Below are 14,944 nucleotides of genomic sequence, written 5' to 3'. Positions count from 1 at the left end.
TCACGGTGTGCGGCGTGCCGCCGAGGTGGAGGCGGTGCGGCTCCTCCGAACTGTTGATCAGGCGCAGCAGGACCGGCTTGCCTGGGTCGATGGCCTGTCGGGTGGGGCTGTCCGCCGTGCCGAAGGCCGGGTGTCGAGGAGAACGCGTACCGCGCCCACCCACACGAGGGCCGAGCCCAGCAGGTGCGCGACGGTGACGGCCTCGGCGAGGCCGGTCGCGATCTGCGTCAGGCCGATGAGTCCCTGAGTGAGGAACACGGCGAGGAACAGCGTGGTGCGCCGGTGCGCGGTCGAGCGCGGCTCGCGCCGGGTCCTGGCCCACAGGGCGAGGGCGATGGCGAGGGCGAGCGCGGCGGCGGCCGCGTGCAGCCAGGCCATCACGGTCCAGTTCAACGGCATGCGGGGCACGTCGGAGGAGTCTCCCGCGTGCGGGCCGGTGCCGGTGACGAGTGTGCCGGCCACGACCAGCAGCGCCACGGCTGCGAGCAAGGCCACAGGAGGCCCACAGGCACGGAAAGGGGCCGGACGGGGCGGTCAAGCACCCGAACCCGGTGCCAGACGACTGTGGTGGCCGTCAGAAACAGCACGGCGGCCAGGAAATGCGCGGCGACGAGGTAAGGGCTCAGCCGCGCCCACACGGTGAGCCCGCCGATGACCGCGTTCAGGATGACGATCCAGAACTGCACCCACCCCCACCGGGTCAGGCCGGGCACAGGGCGGCGTTGCAGCCGGGAAACGATGATGAGCCAACCGACGGCGAGGCACACGATCACGGACAGCAGCCGGTTGGAGAACTCGATCGCACCGTGGATCCCCAGCTCGGGCGTGGCGGCGAAACTGTCCTCGGTGCAGTGGGGCCACCCGTCACAGCCCAGGCCGGAGCCGGTCACCCGGACGATGCCACCCGTGATGACGATCATCAGGCTGGTCGCCAGCGCTGCACCGGCAGCTCGGCGCAAGGCGTCTCGTTCGAAGCTGACTCGTGCGGCGAGCCACTGAAAAGGAGTCGTCATAGGAAGAGGTGTCTCTCTGCTGCTCGTTGGACCGCTGCGCAATGGCGGAGGCTGCCGGACACGCGGTCAAGGTCTGCTGGATGAACCGTGGAGGTAGGGAGCCGTCGGGCCGGTGCCGACACCCGGTGTGCGCACCTACGGTTCCAATGACGGCTTCTGATCCCGCCCGGCGATATCAGTTCTCCTTCCGGTGGTCTGGGCGAGTGCGGCAGAGACATGAAGAAGGCGGGTGCTGTCACAGGGCATGATGACCGGCGTTCTCGTGCGTCCTCATGCGCTGCCGTTGCCGATGCGGAGCGCTTCCTTCAGGAACACGCGGTACACGCTTGGCGTCCCGTCGGTGGTGATGACCTCGACGATGGAGCGGGGGCTGCGATCGTCGACGGCCTCGCGGATGAGTGCGTCGGCGAGGTCGCGGCGTGAGGTGAAGCGGCCGACCATCTGCGGCGGGCCGACGGTGTAGTCGGTGACCGCGCGGGCGTCGAACAGGCCCGATGGGCGGATGATGGTCCAGTCGAGGTCGGTGTGGGCCACGATCTGCTCCATGCGGGCGGCGTCCTCGTAGAGTGGGCGCCCCATCTTGAGGAGCATCGGCACGATCACTTTGCGGTAGATGAGGGTCTCGCCGGGTGGGGGTTTCATCGGCACGCCGGTGGAGGTGACACAGACCAGGCGCCGGATGCCGTGTGCGGTCATGGCCGCGGTGATGTGGGTGGCGGACTCGGAGAACGTGGTGGCGGCGGGGGAGCCGTAGGGGACGCCGAGCGTCGAGATCACCGCGTCGTGGCCGGCTACTGCCCGATCGACCGCTTCGGGATCGAGAGCGTCCGCCTTGGTGACGGTCAGCGCGGGATCGCTGAAGGGAAAGTCCTCGGGATGCCGGGTGACCGCGGTGACCAGGTGGCCCTCGGCGAGGGCTTGGGTGGTGGTGAGCCGTCCTGTGGGGCCGTTGGCGCCGAAGATCACGAGTTTCACGTACGTGCCTTCCACTAGTTTGACGTCGATGGCTCAGCGGTTCACGCCATCTATATTCATTATAAGCAGCGTAAAGCCTGGAGGGATCATGGCGGAGGAACGGGGACAGCGGCGCTACGATGGGCTGCGCCGCACCGCACAAGCGCTGGAGACTCGCGTTGAGATCGCCCGTGCGGCCCGCAAGCTCTTTCTTGCTCAGGGCTGGGCGGAGACGACGGTGCGAGACGTTGCGCGCGAGGCCGGCGTGTCCGTACCGACGATTTACTCGATCTACGGCAACAAGCTCGGACTGGCCCGAGCTTTGGCCGACGCCGCCGACTTGAGCGGCGACGTGCCGCAGATGCTGGCCGAGCTGGAGGACCCCACCGCGGATCCGGCGCGGCAACTACGGGCAATGGCCGGTTTCGACCGCCGGCTGTACGAGCGCGCGGGCGACATCATCGTGCTTCTGCGGGAGGCCGGACGCACGGAGCCGGACCTGGGCACCGTCTACCGCGACGGTCGCCGTCGCGCCGACGAGACGCGCCTGCAGGTCTTCTCCTCCTGGCCGGAGGGGGTGCTGCGCGGCGGGCTGGACGTGCGGACCGCAGTCGACATCTACGCGGGCATCTGCGTCATCGACGTCTACATCACCCTCACCGACGAGCGCGGGTGGCCGCCCGATCGCGTCGAGCGATGGTGGGGCGAACTGCTGGCCCGCGAACTGCTGAGCTGAGAGCTCCCGGGCGCCGGCCATCCGACGGTTCACCGTCCAGCGGCCGAACGGCATTCGTCGCTGGGTGGAAGCCACACCGGTCGCCCCTTTCGTCCCAGGAAGATCCACGGCGAGCGGTCGGGTCATGTCGGAGCCCGGGCCCTGGGAGGGCCGAAGGGGTCACTGCACGGCGCGCCAGACGGTGCCGCGGCGCTGGTACTCCAGCACCTCCTCAGCCAGCAGCGCGGCCTGCGGGCCGTAGAAACGTTCGGCCAGCCACAGTCCCAGGTCGAGGCCGGAGGTGACGCCGCCGGAGGTGACCAGGTCGCCGTCGTCGACGACTCTGGCCCTGACGACGTCACCGCCCCGCGCTCGAACGTCGTCTTCGGCGATGTGGTGGGTGGCGCAGGGGCGGCCGTCGGTGAGCCCGGCCGCGGCGAGCAGTTGCGTGCCGGTACACACCGCCGCCAGTACGAGGCCGGGCCGGGCAGCCGAGGCCAGTGCACGCGGCAGCGCGCCGCGGGTCATCTCGCGGTCCACGCCGGAGCCTTCGCCGTAACCGCCTCCGGGGACCAGGATCAGGTCCGCAGTGCCGGGCGACCAAGGGGCCCGGACGGTGATCTCGGCCCCAGACGCGGTGGTCACCGCTCGCGGGCCGTCGGCGGTGACGTAGGTGTGCCGTACGTGCTCCAGGACGCCGAAAACCGTGATCGGGCCGATGAAATCCTGGTCCTCGACGTCGTCGTACAGGACGGTGTGCACGCTAAGAGAGCGCACGTGACCTCCGCAGGGAATGAGGGTGGGTGGGCGCATCAGTATGTTGGTGCGTGGGCGGAGTGAACAGGGGCTCGAATGCCGAGCATGCGTAAGATCTGGCCACATGCGTGTTATTGCCGTTCTGGCCTTCGACGGGGTGGTGGCCTTTGACCTGACGATCCCCGCCCAGGTCTTCGCCGCCGCGCGGCACGCGGATCTGAGCCCCGCCTATGAGGTGCGGGTGTGCGCCGATCGGCCACTCAACGCCACGGCCTGGGACCAGGACCTCTTCCAGATCTCCCCGAAGCATGGCCTTGGCAGCGCGCTGACCGCCGACACCGTGATCGTCCCGGGCGGCGACCCTGAGCGGCCGCCGGACCCGGAGGTGCTGCGGGTACTGCGCGCAGCCGCCGCCCGGGGCTGCCGGGTGGCCTCCATCTGCACGGGTGCGTTCGTGCTCGCGGCGGCCGGGCTGCTCGACGGCCGCCGCGCCACCACTCACTGGCATCTCGCCGATCAGCTGGCGCAAGACTACCCCGGCATCGAGGTGGATCCATCGGTCCTGTTCGTCGACGAAGGGGACGTCCTGACCTCCGCCGGAGTCGCGGCCGGGCTGGATCTGTGCCTGCACATGGTGCGCCGAGACCTCGGCGCGGCCACCGCAGCCGACGCCGCCCGGGCGATCGTCATGCCGCCGCAGCGCTCCGGGGGTCAGGCCCAGTTCATCGAGCACCGCGATCCCGAGGGCGACCCCGACGATCTCGCCCCGGCCCTGCAGTGGATGCAAGACAACCTGGATAAGCCGCTGACCCTGGCCGACATCGCGGCGCAGGCCGCCATGAGTACGCGCAGCCTGTCGCGCCGCTTCCACGCCAGGCTGGGCCTGACCCCGCTGCAATGGCTGCTCGACCAGCGCGTGCGGCGGGCCAGGGAACTGCTGGAGACCACTGGCCTGCCGGTGGAGCGGATCGCGCGGACGACGGGATTCGGCTCGGTCGAGGCCCTTCGGCACCATTTCGCCAGACAGGTCGGCACCAACCCGCGGGCCTACCGTGCGACCTTCCGCAGCCCCTGACGGCCCATGTGGAACCACACCCGCAGCAGCGCGAGCTGCTCAGGTGCGGGCAGGCGAGCGCTTCGCGGGCGATGCCGTACCCGGTGACCAGCGTGAACGTTTGTTTCCCCCGCTCGCTGTCGCCGCGCGACCCAGTGGACTGGCGCCTGATGTCCGAGTACCCCCGGGCAGAGCTCGTCCGGGCTGCGCGGCCCGCTGGTCCCTGGAGCGGCCCTTATACGCTCACACACGCGGGCGTACCGAACGGCGAGAGGACCTTCGCACAAGGTCTGCCCGCAGGGTGGCCGCCTGGGCGGGCGGCCACCCTGCGGGGTTCATGGAGTGAGGTAGAAGCGCACGGCCGTGCCGTCGCCCGTGGTGTGCACGCGCACCAGATCAGTCACATAGTGCACCAGCATCAGGCCGCGGCCACCGAGTTGCCCTTGCTCCGGCGGCCTGCGGCCGGCAAGCGGGTCAAGAAGCCGCCCCGCGTCGCGGACCTCGACCACGACCTGTCCCGCCTCGCTCCAGATCGCCAGCGTTCCGTGCCCGCCACCGTGGATCACGCTGTTGGTCGTCAGTTCTGCGACCGCCAGCTCGGCATCCAGCAACCTCGTCCCGTCCAGGCCCAGCCGCTGAGCCTGACGGACAGCGAACGTCCGGGCCGCGGGAAGCTCCTCGGCGTCGAAGGAGAACACCGCAGCGTCGGGGGCGGCCGGCAACGCCTCGTTGTAGCGGGCGACGATCGCTTCCCAGTCGTAGGCGTCGCTGGCCTGCTCGCGGCCCTGGCTGATGACGGTGGGATGGGTGAGTCTCGCATCGGTCAGCACGTCGGCATCCAGCCTCGTCTCGTCGTACGGACACAGGATCGTCACCGCCCGGCCTTCGAAGGCCGCGTTGATCAATGCCTCGTGTTGCGCGCACGCTGGATACTCCGTCGCGGTGCGGCCGGCCCAGATCGGCTCCCCGATGATCCGTACCCGTCCCTTCGGGTGGGCGTCGGCGAACTTCCGGAGCACGCCGGGGATGATCCGCCCCGGATTGCGCCCGGCGTCGGTCATGTCCAGGAACAACAATCCATCGGCATCGGTGCCCAGCCCCGACTTGATGAGCTCCAGGTTGGGGCCGGGTACCGCCACTGCCACCGGTTCCCCGGCTGCCAGGCCCTCCCGGATGAACGACACCGTCTGGTCGGTGTACTCCTGCGCGGTGCGATAGAACAACGCAGGATGCTTGAACGTCTCGTTGATGGACGCCATGCTCATCGCGGCGCCACCTCGATCTGGTGCAGGTTCGGCCAGAACATTTCCAGGACACGCGCCAGGTGCGGCGGTGGATGCTCCACCACGACCCGCCCATCAGGCAGGTTCATGGCGGTGATCGCGAGCGCCGTCACCCCAGCCACGTCAACGAACCCCACATCCGACAACTCCAGATAGGACACACCCGCATGGTTGCTGGCCAGCTCAGACAGGGCCTCTTCCCAGGACGGGCGGGTAACCACAGTGATCTCGCCGCTGGCGCGTATACCGGGACGGCCAGACAACGAGCTCACCTCCAACGCGGCCCTGCCAGGCGCCGTAGGGACGGGCCCGCCCACCTCTTGTGGGGCATCCACGTTTGGTCTCCTTCACCATCCGTCAGCAACCTGCTGGCCGCCTCAGCGGAGCACGAGCAGAAGGAAGCTCCTTCCAGCCGGGCAGTGTATCGGCACCTGCTTGGCGGTAGTCACCTTCGGGACCATAGCTGCCCTACCTGACAAGTCGCGGCGAACAGGTCGGCCGCAGAGGCGATCGACGAGTTACAGCTACGCCATCGCCTTCCCCGGTGCCGGCCTGGACGGCTACTCCACCATCAAGTTCGACACCGTCACCGGGCAGCAGCGGCTGTTCGGCCACGGAGCCGGACGCATGCCGGGCGAGGCCGTCTTCATCCCGGCCGAGGGCGGGACCAACGAGGACGACGGATACCTGCTCACCGTCGTCAGCGACCTCAAGGCGGACGCCTCCCAGCTCCTCGTCCTGGACGCGGGAGATCTGGCGATGTCCGGGAGGAGCGCTGTCGAGCTACGGGTTCGACAGCGCTCCTCCCGGTTTGATCCCAGCGGCATCACGCAGTTCCAGAGATCGAGGGCCGGTTGTCGGCCTCCCCCGCATCCGGGGCGGTCGCCGTCAGGTCTGTGCCGGGAGGAACGCCGTCGCGTTGTGAGCGACCCATTGCGCGTAGGTGAAAGGCGGCCGCCCGGTGACCTCCTCGACGGCGGGCGAGGTCTCCGCGGTCTTGCCGTCTCTCGCGGCGAGCCCGTCGAGGAGCTCGTCGATCACCGGCGCGGGCATGCCGTGGCGCAGCAGCTGCTCCCTGAACTGTGCCCTGGGCATCTCCTCGAACCGCAACGGCCGCCAGATCGTCTCCGCGATGATCCGTACGCGGTCGATCTGGGTCAGCGACTGCGGCCCGGTGACCACGTAGGCCTCACCGGCGCGCTGATCGAGCAGGGCGCGGGCGGCGACCGCGGCGATGTCGCGCGGGTCGACCGGGGCCAGTGCGGCGTTGCCGTACACCCCGCGGACCACTTCGCCGCCCGCGATCTGCGGCGCCCAGGCCAGGTCGTTGGTCATGAACGCGTCGGGACGCACGAAGGTCCACGGCAACCCGGACGCGGCGAGCGCCCGTTCGACCTGCAGGTGCTGCTCGCCGATCAACCCAGGTGTGGAGAAGGTGACACTAGACGACGACAGCAGCACGACATGCCGCAGGCCGGTCTGCCGCGCCGCGTCGAGGAACCCGCCGATCCCGGTGAAGACGGGGAACAGGAAGGCCCGCTCGACGCCGGACAGCGCCGCGGGCAGGGTCTCCGGCCGGGTCAGATCGCCGGCCACGACCTCGACGCCGTCCGGGAAGGAACGGTCCCCGGGGTCACGGGTCATGACGCGTACTTTCTCGCCCGCCTCGAGCAGTTGACTGACGACGTTGGCGCCGACATTTCCAGCGGCGCCGGTGACCAGAATCACGGTAGAGGTTTCCTTCTCTTCGTTACTTTCCCCGCCGGCTGACGGGGCGGAGGCTTGAGGTTCGGTCCCGACGAGGAATCCGGCCGCAGCCAGGCGGACGGTGACGGCGCCGGACATCGCCCCGCACGTCGTGCACGGCATCGGCCCGCTCGACGGTTATGGTGGCCGGCCTGGTGACACTGCGGATGGCCAGGTCACCGGTGAACTTGAAGGTGTCGTTCGGCTTCGAGCCGCTCGTGAGTCACGCCTGCGCTTCGGGCGCTGCGGGAGGAGGCGAGCCGGCGAGCGGGGTGGGGTCGAGATATCGGACCTCATAGACGCGTTCGCTGAACTTCCAGCCCTCAGGAGTGCGCTGGTAGCGGTCGTGGTACAGCGCGTAATTCAGGTGTGAGCCGCCGTCACGCATCCGCCCGAACTCCTGGACGTACGCACGGCCGCTCGCGGTGTCGCCCTCCAGCCGGATGACGCCCGGGTGCACGTTCTGCACGAAGAACTCCCACAGCCCTTGCCCCCACTCGACCCCCGCGCGGATCGCCTCCCTGCCGACGAACTCCTTGTCGATGTGCGGCCACCGCATCGCGCCCTCGGGCGTGAACAGCGACGCGACCCGGTCATAGTCGCGCATCATCACCGCGTCGGTGACCTCGGCGCGTAGCGCCTCGATCTCGACGCGGTCGGCGATGGCCCGTATGTCGCTCATTGGTCCTCCTGCCTTTGTCGATGCGCCGATCAGGCGTGTGCCGCCTGTCCGGGGTGGTGTGTCCAGCATCGAGGCAGGTCAGCGGCGGAACAATGTAAGCTTCGTGCGCGGATCATTAACTCTGGGGTTACTGGTGGAGCTGCGCGACATCGAGATCTTTCTGACGTTGGCCGAGGAACTGCACTTCGGCCGCACCGCCGAACGGCTTCGCGTGTCGCCGGCCCGCGTCAGCCAGGCCGTCAGCAAACAGGAACGGCGCCTCGGCGTGGCCCTGTTCGATCGCACCAGCCGCCACGTGAGCCTGACCCCTGTCGGCCGGCGCCTTCGCGAAGACCTCCAGCAGGCCGTCGACCTCCTCCAGGCGGGACTCGCCCGCGCCGAAGCAGCCGGCCTCGGCGCGGGTCAGCGCCTGCGGGTGGGCGTCTTCGGCCATGCCGGGCACGTACTACGCCCCCTCGTCGACGCGTTTCGCGCCCGCTACCCCGGCAGCGACGTCCAGTTCGGCGAGGTCTACGGCAGCGACCCGTTCACCGCCCTGCGCACCGGAGACAACGACGTGCACGTGCTGTGGCTGCCCGTCGCCGAACCGGACCTCACGGTCGGCCCCACCGTGCTGACCGGAGGCCGCGTGCTGGCCGTCTCGGCAGACCACCCGCTGGCCGATCGCGGCACCGCGTCCCTGGAGGACCTCGCCGACAACCACGTGGTCGACCTCGGCCCCGGGGCGCCCGAGTACTGGGTCGCCTCCATGGTCCCGACACGGACACCGCGCGGCCGCCGTATTCCGCGTGGGCCCGCCGCGCGGACCTTCCACGAGATCCTGTCCCTGGTCGCCGCCGGACATTGCGTCCACCCGCTGGGCGACGTCGCCGCCCGCTACAACAGTCCCCCCGGCGTCGTCTTCCTGCCCATGCCGGACGCCCCGGCCCTCCAATGGGCCCTGACGTGGCGCTCCACCGCCGACGGCCCCGCTGTCCGCGCCCTGGCCCAGACAGCCGCCGACCTCGGCCCCATCTCGATGTGATTGGCCCCGCCCGGGCATTTCGCCGTGGTCAGCGTGTCAGGAAGGCGCGTAACGCGATGATCAGCGCGGCCGGGTTGTCCTCCTGGACGTTGTGCCCCGCGTCCGGAACGACCACGAGTCGCCCGTCAGGAATTTGCCCGACCAGGCGTTCTGCGGTGGCCTGGGGGAGCACCCTGCTGCGTCCGCCGCGTACCAGCAGCACCGGCGTCTTGGTCAGCTGGTCGGCCAGCCGATCGATGGCCGCGAGAATGGCGGGGAAGTCGGGTGGACGCAGATCGCCCTTCGGCACCCAATCGCCATCGGGTGCCCGGCGGAACAGCGTGCTCATGCGGTAGGCGACGCTCGCGCGGTCGGCGTGCGGGTTGACCCGCATCGCGGCCTCGACCACCGTCTCGAGTTCTCGCACCGGACCGAGGCCGGCCATGAATTCCCGTACGCGCCGGGTGCTGTCGAAGTCCACACCGGGTGCGACATCGATGAGCACCAGCCGCTCCACCAGGTCGGGCCGCGCATCGGCGACGTGGGCCGCGATCACGCCGCCGAGCGACATGCCGACCAGCCGGACCCGATCGAAGCCGAGGTGGTCGGCCGCGGCGACGACGTCGGCCGCCATGGTGTCGATGCGGTAGTCGTCGGACCAGTCGCTGTCGCCGTGGCCACGCAGGTCCAGCGCGACCAGCCGGGCGGCGCCGCGCAGGCCGAGACAGACGAGATCCCACGTGTGCGCGGTCAGTCCGCCGCCGTGCAGCAGGATCACCGGGGCTCCGGTTCCGCCCCAGTCGAACCCGTGCAACCGGCAGCCCGAACGGGAGAAGCCGATCTCGCGGGGCGGCGCCGGATCGTGGATCGTGACGCCCAAGGCCGCCGCCAGGTCCGTCAGCGCCGCCATCATGAATGGTCCGGGCACGGAACCACCTCCCTTACCTTGATGCCTCAAGGTAAGGCTAGTACCTTGGCTCGTCAAGGTAAGGTGGGTGTGTGGTCACCCGAGTGAGACGCAAACCCGATGACGCCAGGCGGGTGATCCTCGAGGCGGCGAGCAGGCTGCTCGCCGCAGGTGGCCCGGCCGCCGTCCAGGTGCGCGCCGTCGCCGCCGAGATCGGGGTGTCCGACGCCGCGGTCAACCACCACTTCGGCACGCGTGAACAGCTCCTGGAGTCGCTGCTGCGGTTCGGCGGGGCCAAACTGAAGGCCGAACTGCACACCGTGCTGGAGACGTGGACCGACGGCCCGATCGACCCCGCCGAGTTGGTGCGCGCGCTGCACGGGCAGTACGCCGACGGTTACGCCGAACTCGCGCTCGCGCTGCACCGGTCCGGTTGGCGGGACACCGGCAGCGGACTACTCGATGAGGTGGTGGACCACCTGCACGCCCAGGCGCGTCAGCACTGCGCCGCCACCGGACGGAGGCCGCCGACACGCGAGGCGATCCAGCTGACGGTGGCCGGACTGCACCAGGCCGTCGCGACGGAGCCGTTGTTCGGCGACGAATTTCGCAGGAGCGTCGGACTGGAGGCGACCGCGCGGGATCGCATGCTCGAGTGGTGGATCGAGATCCTTCGCACGACCCTCGCCGGACAGGGTTCGACGAGGGCGCCTTCGACGTTCTGACGGACGTGGACGACGGTGTGCGAGGGCGGGCCCGGATCTCGCCTCCGGTGGCTGGTTCTGGATCCGGTATCCCCACCGGCGGAACCGTCCAAGCTCCGGGCTCCGGCGGCGGGCGGTGGCGATCAGCCGGGCTGGTCAGCCGGTTGCTCAGGTGGTTCGGCTGAGACCCGTCACGTCAAAAGCGAGCGCCAGCGGTCGGCCGAGTCCATCATGTCCAGGCTGATCCGCTCCAGGAACGCCCCTGCTTTGGCCAGCCGTCGCCCCACGGGACTGTCGAGGCCGAACGTCTCGGCCGCCGCCATCGTGGCCCGCACCGTCTCGAGCGTATGCCGCCTGCTGGTCATGATCGAGGTGTACCAGGCGTCGTCCTCGACCACGTAGATGTCGCGGCGCCGCTGCGGATCGCGTTCGCGCCGGATGTAGCCCTGTTCGACCAGGAAGTTCACGGCGACGGAGACGGTGGCCGGGCTGATCTTCAGTCTCTGGGTCAGCTCGGCCGCGGTGCGCCTGCCGTCCTCGGACAGCAGCAGGTCGAGGTGCACACGCGCGGTCATCCTCGGCAGCCCCGTCCTGACCGCCACCTCGATGAGTTCCTCTTCCATCGTGCCGCCAGGGGATCCGGCCGCGCGCGGGGGCGCCGGTGTGCCGCGCCGGGCTCGCTGCGCTGTCGCTTGGTGTGCCTGCTGGGGCCGGTAGCCGGTGGGGCCGCCGTTGCGTCCGATCTCCCGGGTGATCGTCGAGGTCGGCCGGTCGAGCCGTCTGGCGATCTCGGCGTAGGAGAGCCCGGCGGCGAGTCCGGCCGCGATGCGCTCGCGGTCCTGCTGGGTCAGTCGTCCTCCTGGCATGCCGCCAGTATTGCCTTCGCCGCCATTCATTGCAACTTCGCATTGCGTTCGGCTGCAGCGTCATTGCATCAATTTAGCGGCGTTCACTTGCGTCTATGTCCTCCTGTTGATTGACCGAATTTCGAATGCAACGTAGCTTTCGAAGGCCACTAAACACGTACTGTCGCGAATTGAGGAACGACCATGAGCAGATCCCTCACCACCGCCGAGCATGCAGAGGCTCGGACACCGCGGGTCTCCCGGCGAGTGGCGGTCACGGCGCTGGCGGCAGCGCTGCTGGCCGGGACGGCCACGCCCGCTGTAGCCACCCCGGCCGGCACCGCGGACAGCAGGGCGGTGCCGAGAACCGCTACCGGGCAGGACCGCCCGGAGCTGCAGAAGGCCATCCAGGACTTCGTCGATGCCGGGTTCGCCGGGGTGCAGATGCGCGTGAACGATGACCGGGGCGAGTGGGTCGGCAGCGCCGGGGTGCGCAAACTGGGCGCGAGCGCGAAGCCGCCGACGAACGGGCGGTTCTGGGGCGGCAGCACCACCAAGGCCTTCGTCGCGACTGTGGTCCTGCAACTGGTGGCCGAGGGCGAGATCGGACTGGACGCCCCGGTGGCCGGCTATCTGCCCGAGCTCGGACTGGACCGGCGGATCACCGTGCGGATGCTGCTGCAGCACACCAGCGGGGTGTTCAACTACTCCGGCGAGTTCTACCTCGACGGGACGTTCGTGCCGGGGATCCCCTCGGTGGGCAAGGAGTGGGTGGACAACCGGTTCCACACCTACCGACCGCAGGAGCTCGTACGGCTGGCGTTGTCCAAGCCGGCGAAGTTCGAGCCGGGGACGAACTGGAGCTACGCCAACACCAACTACACGCTGGCCCGGCTGCTGATCGAGAAGGTCACCGGCCGCTCGCTCGCCGAGGAGATGAAGCGGCGGATCCTGCGGCCGCTCAAGCTGCGAGACACCGAGCTGCCGGGCGACCGGACGCACATCCGCGGGCCGCACGCCCACGGCTACTACCGGTATGAGGACGCCGGCCAGTGGAAGGTGGTCGACGTCACCCGCCAGAACACCTCCCTGCTGCCCGCCGCCGGTGACATGGTCTCGACCACCAAGGATCTCCACACGTTCTTCTCCGCGCTGAACGGCGGCAGGCTCATCCCGGCCACGCTGCTGGCCGAGATGCGCAAGCCGCACCCCAAGAGCGGCGGCCTCTTCGGCCGCTACGGTCTCGGGCTGTACGTGCAGGACACGGGCCCGGACTGCGTCGGCACCCTCCTCAACCACAACGGCAGCGTGGGCGGCTACGGGTCGCTGATGTACAGCACGCCCGACGGCAAGAAGACCCTGACCGCCTCGATCACCAGCGGGGATGCCGCGATCGACCCGGCGCGGGCGTTCCCGAAGGCGCTGGACAAGCTCGTCAAGGACGTCTTCTGCGGCGGTATGGCCGCGAGCTGACGACTTGTGTTCTCGGCTCGCGCCTCAGCTATTCAGTCTTGCTATGTACCGGTAGTCAGTGATACTTTGTACCGGTAGCAAGCGTCACTGAGTAGCTGAAAGGGGGTGTGTCATGGGCAAGCAGGCGACGGAGATGCTCAAGGGAACGCTGGAGGGCATCGTCCTCGCGATCCTGTCCGGCAGGGCCGCGTACGGCTACGAGATCACGGCGTGGCTGCGGGAGCAGGGCTTCTCCGACATCGCCGAGGGCACCATCTACGCGCTGCTCGTCAGGATCGAGCAGCGCGGCCTCGTCGACGTGGAGAAGGTCCCGTCCGAGAAGGGGCCGCCGCGCAAGGTGTATTCCCTGAACGCTCAGGGTCGCGAGCATCTCGAAGAGTTCTGGAGGACCTGGAGCTTCCTTGCCGAACGGCTCGAAAAGCTCCGCGAAGGAGGTAAGTAGCCATGGACACAGGGTCGAACGAACCGAAGAGGCGCTACCGGCAGTACCTGGAGGTGGTCACCGGGCCGCTCGAGGACAAGAAGCGCTGGCGGCAGTACAAGGCGCGCGTCAAGCAGCTTCCCGAGAACTATCGCACAGCGGTCGAGGCGCTGGAGCGGTACCTGATGCACTTCGGGCCGGGGGACGGCGCCGACGCGGCTTCGATGTTCGAGGACCTTGCCGATCTGTTCGAGCAGAGCGCGGCCGACGGCACCCCGATCCGCGAGATCTTCGGGGAGGACCCCGTGGAGTTCGTCGAGGCGTTCGTGCAGAACTACGCGGTGGGACGGTACATCCGCCGGGAGCGAGAACGCTTCACCAGCGCCATCGACCGAGCCGCCGGCGAAGACACCAGGAAAGAAGACAGGAGCGTCTGATGGCGACACAGCAAGCCCCGGCGATCCAGGTGCAGGGCCTGGAGAAGTCGTACAAGGAGTTGCAGGTGCTGCGCGGCGTGGACTTCGACGTGGCGCGGGGCAGCATCTTCGCCCTGCTCGGCTCGAACGGGGCCGGCAAGACCACGGTCGTGAAGATCCTGTCCACGCTGCTCAAGGCCGACGCGGGCACGGCGAGCGTCCACGGCTTCGACGTCGCCACGCACCCGGCGGAGGTGCGGGAGTCGATCAGCCTGACGGGACAGTTCGCCGCCGTCGACGAGATCCTCAGCGGGCGGGAGAACCTCGTGCTGGTCGCCCGGCTGCGGCATCTCAAGGATCCGGGCAAGATCGCCGATGACCTGCTCGCCCGTTTCGCGCTGACCGACGCGGGCGCGCGGAAGGCGTCGACGTATTCGGGTGGCATGCGCCGCCGCCTCGACATCGCGATGAGCCTCATCGGCGACCCGCCGGTCATCTTCCTCGACGAGCCGACCACCGGCCTCGACCCCCAGGCGCGCATCGAGGTGTGGCAGACCGTCAAGGACCTGGCCCGCCTGGGTACGACGGTGCTGCTCACCACGCAGTACCTGGACGAGGCCGAGCAGCTCGCCGACCGGATCGCGATCCTGCACGAGGGCCGGATCCTCGTCAACGGCACCCTGGCCGAGCTCAAGCAGCTGCTGCCGCCCGCCAAGGTCGAATACGTCGAGAAGCAGCCGACCCTCGAGGACGTCTTCCTCACCCTCGTCGGCGCCGAACACCGCATCTCATTACGGACGCAGAAGGAACCACGATGACCAAGCACTTCGTCGGCGACACCACCGTCCTGCTGGGACGATCCCTGCGCCACATCGCGCGCAGCCCGGACACCATCATCACGACCGCGATCATGCCGATCGCCATGATGCTGATGTTCGTCTACGTGTTCGGCGGTGCGATCAAGACAGGGTC

18 protein-coding genes and 1 pseudogene are annotated in these 14,944 nt (G+C 69.1%); 9 read left to right on the top strand and 10 right to left on the bottom strand.

The window, feature by feature from the left end:
* Positions 1-57: 57 nt before the first annotated feature.
* The 3 genes from ABFX50_RS43175 to ABFX50_RS43165 all read right to left on the bottom strand — a co-directional run bounded on the left by ABFX50_RS43175 (position 58) and on the right by ABFX50_RS43165 (position 1,988).
* Positions 58-399: a COX15/CtaA family protein gene (locus tag ABFX50_RS43175; protein WP_346155072.1), complete on the bottom strand. Its 342-nt coding sequence runs from the start codon at positions 397-399 to the stop codon at positions 58-60.
* The gene (locus tag ABFX50_RS43170; RefSeq protein ID WP_346155071.1) at positions 390-1,013 is read right to left on the bottom strand and encodes a COX15/CtaA family protein; all 624 of its coding nucleotides are present in this window, start codon (positions 1,011-1,013) and stop codon (positions 390-392) included. The genes ABFX50_RS43175 and ABFX50_RS43170 overlap by 10 nt, the downstream gene beginning before the upstream one ends.
* Positions 1,014-1,283: 270 nt before the next feature.
* Positions 1,284-1,988 carry an NAD(P)-dependent oxidoreductase gene (locus ABFX50_RS43165; protein ID WP_346155070.1) on the bottom strand — a complete coding sequence of 235 codons (705 nt, stop codon included), beginning with the start codon at positions 1,986-1,988 and terminating at the stop codon, positions 1,284-1,286.
* Positions 1,989-2,076: 88 nt separating this feature from the next.
* Between ABFX50_RS43165 and ABFX50_RS43160 the strand changes: the two genes are divergently transcribed.
* Positions 2,077-2,703: a TetR/AcrR family transcriptional regulator gene (locus ABFX50_RS43160; RefSeq protein ID WP_346155069.1), complete on the top strand. Its 627-nt coding sequence runs from the start codon at positions 2,077-2,079 to the stop codon at positions 2,701-2,703.
* 159 nt (positions 2,704-2,862) lie between these two features.
* On the opposite strand, the gene ABFX50_RS43155 is transcribed toward ABFX50_RS43160, so the two are convergent.
* Entirely contained in the window at positions 2,863-3,459 is a 597-nt protein-coding gene (locus ABFX50_RS43155) for a DJ-1/PfpI family protein (protein ID WP_346155068.1), read from the bottom strand.
* 103 nt (positions 3,460-3,562) lie between these two features.
* Here ABFX50_RS43155 and ABFX50_RS43150 point away from each other — a divergent pair, with 103 nt between their 5' ends.
* Positions 3,563-4,513 (top strand): GlxA family transcriptional regulator, encoded by a 951-nt coding sequence (locus ABFX50_RS43150; RefSeq protein ID WP_346155067.1) that lies wholly within the window; start codon positions 3,563-3,565, stop codon positions 4,511-4,513.
* 314 nt (positions 4,514-4,827) lie between these two features.
* Here the strand turns inward: ABFX50_RS43150 and ABFX50_RS43145 are convergent, their stop codons facing one another.
* Positions 4,828-5,757, bottom strand: a complete 930-nt coding sequence (locus tag ABFX50_RS43145) for an anti-sigma factor RsbA family regulatory protein (RefSeq protein ID WP_346155066.1) — start codon at positions 5,755-5,757, stop codon at positions 4,828-4,830.
* A complete protein-coding gene (locus ABFX50_RS43140; RefSeq protein WP_346155065.1) occupies positions 5,754-6,047 on the bottom strand; it encodes an STAS domain-containing protein in 294 nt (97 codons plus the stop codon). Before ABFX50_RS43140 ends, ABFX50_RS43145 begins: the two co-directional genes overlap by 4 nt.
* Between ABFX50_RS43140 and ABFX50_RS51560 the strand changes: the two are divergent.
* Positions 5,998-6,558, top strand: a pseudogene (locus tag ABFX50_RS51560) (carotenoid oxygenase family protein); the annotation flags it as partial. The gene ABFX50_RS43140 and the pseudogene ABFX50_RS51560 sit on opposite strands and share 50 nt — an antisense overlap.
* 105 nt (positions 6,559-6,663) lie before the next feature.
* Here ABFX50_RS51560 and ABFX50_RS43135 read toward each other — a convergent pair.
* Both ABFX50_RS43135 and ABFX50_RS43130 read right to left on the bottom strand, forming a co-directional pair.
* Positions 6,664-7,620 (bottom strand): NAD(P)H-binding protein, encoded by a 957-nt coding sequence (locus tag ABFX50_RS43135; RefSeq protein ID WP_346155064.1) that lies wholly within the window; start codon positions 7,618-7,620, stop codon positions 6,664-6,666.
* Between the two features lie 124 nt (positions 7,621-7,744).
* The gene (locus ABFX50_RS43130; protein ID WP_346155063.1) at positions 7,745-8,203 is read right to left on the bottom strand and encodes a nuclear transport factor 2 family protein; all 459 of its coding nucleotides are present in this window, start codon (positions 8,201-8,203) and stop codon (positions 7,745-7,747) included.
* Between the two features lie 103 nt (positions 8,204-8,306).
* Between ABFX50_RS43130 and ABFX50_RS43125 the strand changes: the two genes are divergently transcribed.
* Positions 8,307-9,227, top strand: a complete 921-nt coding sequence (locus ABFX50_RS43125) for a LysR family transcriptional regulator (protein ID WP_346155062.1) — start codon at positions 8,307-8,309, stop codon at positions 9,225-9,227.
* 28 nt (positions 9,228-9,255) lie between these two features.
* Here ABFX50_RS43125 and ABFX50_RS43120 read toward each other — a convergent pair whose 3' ends face one another.
* Entirely contained in the window at positions 9,256-10,119 is an 864-nt protein-coding gene (locus ABFX50_RS43120) for an alpha/beta fold hydrolase (RefSeq protein WP_346155061.1), read from the bottom strand.
* A gap of 98 nt (positions 10,120-10,217) precedes the next feature.
* Between ABFX50_RS43120 and ABFX50_RS43115 the strand changes: the two genes are divergently transcribed.
* A complete protein-coding gene (locus tag ABFX50_RS43115) occupies positions 10,218-10,838 on the top strand; it encodes a TetR family transcriptional regulator (protein ID WP_346155060.1) in 621 nt (206 codons plus the stop codon).
* A gap of 170 nt (positions 10,839-11,008) precedes the next feature.
* On the opposite strand, the gene ABFX50_RS43110 is transcribed toward ABFX50_RS43115, so the two are convergent.
* Positions 11,009-11,683: a helix-turn-helix domain-containing protein gene (locus ABFX50_RS43110; RefSeq protein ID WP_346155059.1), complete on the bottom strand. Its 675-nt coding sequence runs from the start codon at positions 11,681-11,683 to the stop codon at positions 11,009-11,011.
* 183 nt (positions 11,684-11,866) lie between these two features.
* Here ABFX50_RS43110 and ABFX50_RS43105 point away from each other — a divergent pair, with 183 nt between their 5' ends.
* The 4 genes from ABFX50_RS43105 (at position 11,867) to ABFX50_RS43090 (ending at position 14,790) form a co-directional block, all read left to right on the top strand.
* Positions 11,867-13,135, top strand: a complete 1,269-nt coding sequence (locus ABFX50_RS43105) for a serine hydrolase domain-containing protein (RefSeq protein ID WP_346155058.1) — start codon at positions 11,867-11,869, stop codon at positions 13,133-13,135.
* A 112-nt stretch (positions 13,136-13,247) separates the two neighbouring features.
* Positions 13,248-13,577, top strand: coding sequence for a PadR family transcriptional regulator (locus ABFX50_RS43100; RefSeq protein WP_183642363.1), 330 nt, complete (start codon positions 13,248-13,250; stop codon positions 13,575-13,577).
* A 2-nt stretch (positions 13,578-13,579) separates the two neighbouring features.
* Complete coding sequence (locus ABFX50_RS43095) at positions 13,580-13,993, top strand: DUF1048 domain-containing protein (protein ID WP_183642366.1); 414 nt, start codon at positions 13,580-13,582, stop codon at positions 13,991-13,993.
* Positions 13,993-14,790, top strand: coding sequence for an ABC transporter ATP-binding protein (locus ABFX50_RS43090; RefSeq protein WP_346155057.1), 798 nt, complete (start codon positions 13,993-13,995; stop codon positions 14,788-14,790). The genes ABFX50_RS43095 and ABFX50_RS43090 overlap by 1 nt, the downstream gene beginning before the upstream one ends.
* The last annotated feature ends 154 nt before the right edge of the window (positions 14,791-14,944 follow it).

The organism is Nonomuraea recticatena (genome assembly GCF_039533245.1).
Taxonomy (GTDB): Bacteria; Actinomycetota; Actinomycetes; order Streptosporangiales; family Streptosporangiaceae; genus Nonomuraea; species Nonomuraea roseola.
This window is presented reverse-complemented; position numbering and strand designations above follow the sequence as displayed.